The following is a 2091-nucleotide window of genomic DNA, read 5'->3' as shown; positions in this document are numbered from 1 at the left end:
CGATAACTACAACTTTGTACAGGTTCAAAAGGGCCATATGAAGCAATGGAGAGAGCTAATAAAGAAGCAACCTCTGTCGGCTGAGATAATGTTTTATTTCATGGAAGTCATGGGAAAAAATACCAACGCTGTAGTTTGCTCTTATAAAACTCTACAAGAAATAACAGGATACAGCAGGCCATCAGTAGGAAGGGCAATAAAAAACCTTAAAGATATGAACTGGATAGACAGCGTGAAAATAGGCTCAGCAACGGCTTACGCTGTCAATGAACGGATAGTATGGCAGTCAGGGAAGAATCAACGTAAATACGCGATGTTTAGCGCAACGGTTATAGCATCAGAAACCGAGCAAGGTAGCGACTTTAATCCCGATAACGATACAAAAATAAAACACGTCCCGTTTGTTGAAAGAAATGAAAGAGCTATCGTGTCAAACGAAGAGTTACCACCTCCAGACCAACAAGAACTAGAGCTTGAATAAGAAAATACGCGCCATTCTGCATCCTAGCTCAGTCCTCGCAGTCTTAAGAATGGCGCAAAAAAAATCACATTACAGATTGGTCGTAATGATAAAGGGCAAGCTTTAGCTGCATCTCCGTATAGGCAGCGCCATCAGGAGTAACAACCCTACCACCACGAAAAACCCAATCAGAAAACCCGCTAAGAGACGGTGTTATACGTCCAGATTCGAAAAGCCAAACACGCCTAACTGAAAATGGAATCTCCTCACCATCATCCCAAGAATGAACCTGCTCCAAATCAACGCCAACACTAGACGCCGCCAAGGATTCGGATAGGCCGCAATATGAGAACCTAAAAACAAAATTAGAATGAATTCTGTTGCTCCTGGATAATGGAGAAAAGAACTTAATAGCCTCAGCTAAATCTACATTACGCAAAATCAATCTCCTCAAAAACCTCGATGGCTTTGCAAGAAATCGAAGAATAAACCTCGTAGCTTTGGAAGTAATACCAAGACTCAAAAACAGACAAAAAAAGCACCTGCTCAACTCGATTTAAACCGCTAAGTGAGACCAATCCGGAAAGCCTCTTGTAATACTCATCAAACTCAATAGGATCTAAATTAGACATAACTATTCCCTTTAATATTTATGTTTAGGAGTGGTTTAGGGTTGCAGCCCTGAATCACTCCGAATTAACTAAGATATATAATCAACTAACTTCTGATACTCAGCCCTAAGCCTTAATAACTCCTCATTTAGCTCCCTAATCTCCTCATCACGCCCAGAATCAACAGAAGCCATCACAGCAAGTTGATTCTGTAAGCAATTCCTAACAAGCTCCTGACGCGTCATAGAGAGCTGTTCACGGTACTTATCAACCCTTTCAAGAAGAACACCAGATACTCGAATCGTTATTCTATTATCCTGCACAGTAACCCCTGACAAAAAGCGACAAAAAATGACAATTGTCATGACTAACACGAAAAAAAAAGCACCTGACTGCTTTTTATCTTATTATTCAACCACTTAGAAATTAAGCGACAGTTATTGACACAAGTCCAAGCCCCATCAAATCACCCCCTACACGTCCTGCTGCGCAGAACGTGCAGGTGATTGGATTTGATGTGAAAAAGAAAAGTGAAGCATAACGAGTCCCTAATAAAACTATGAGCATATGAAGCTAACACAAAGAAAACTGACGCGCTACGCTTGTCGGCTCATTTTTAGACCTACAAGCAAGCTTATAGCGTCAAAAAAAGACCTTGTTAGATCAATCAAATGAAAGTTTGTTCGTGTTGGTAATTGATCTCAAAAGGGTGCGAATTGGAGTCAAAACAGCTTGCTGATTTGGCTACGATTCGTGGCAAACAACGAGCGAAGCGAGGCGTTAGTAATGGAAGTCTCTCGATAAATTTAACCTTTTAATAGATACTAGAAAGAGACTGTTCTAAGTTGTTGTTTTTAAAGGGTGAAAATAAAGAGGAGTCTCACCAGCTATGAGACTCCGGAGTCTCACCAGCTATGAGACTCGAATATACCACTTGTAAAACTCATGAGACTGGTTGTATCATGAGTTTACCGTAAATTAAAACCTCTTGATACTGGGGAGTCTCATGGGAAATGACAA

The 2091-nt window shown here is 40.7% G+C and carries 3 protein-coding genes; 1 reads left to right on the top strand and 2 read right to left on the bottom strand.

Annotated features, from left to right (window positions below; all coding sequences use genetic code 11):
* Positions 1–481 (top strand): replication/maintenance protein RepL (locus AB4307_RS05025; RefSeq protein ID WP_372131303.1); only part of this gene is annotated, 481 nt, incomplete at its 5' end.
* Between the two features lie 64 nt (positions 482–545).
* Here the strand turns inward: AB4307_RS05025 and AB4307_RS05020 are convergent.
* Entirely contained in the window at positions 546–899 is a 354-nt protein-coding gene (locus tag AB4307_RS05020; protein WP_371983510.1) for a hypothetical protein, read from the bottom strand.
* On the bottom strand, positions 892–1092 hold the full coding sequence (locus tag AB4307_RS05015) for a hypothetical protein (RefSeq protein ID WP_371983509.1): 201 nt from the start codon (positions 1090–1092) through the stop codon (positions 892–894). Before AB4307_RS05015 ends, AB4307_RS05020 begins: the two co-directional genes overlap by 8 nt.
* Between the last annotated feature and the right edge of the window lie 999 nt (positions 1093–2091).

Origin of the sequence: Vibrio sp. 10N.261.52.C2, from assembly GCF_041471425.1 — a bacterium.
Classification (GTDB): Bacteria; Pseudomonadota; Gammaproteobacteria; order Enterobacterales; family Vibrionaceae; genus Vibrio; species Vibrio crassostreae_C.
Note: the sequence above shows the minus strand (reverse complement) of the source record. Positions and strands in the feature narration are given on the sequence as shown.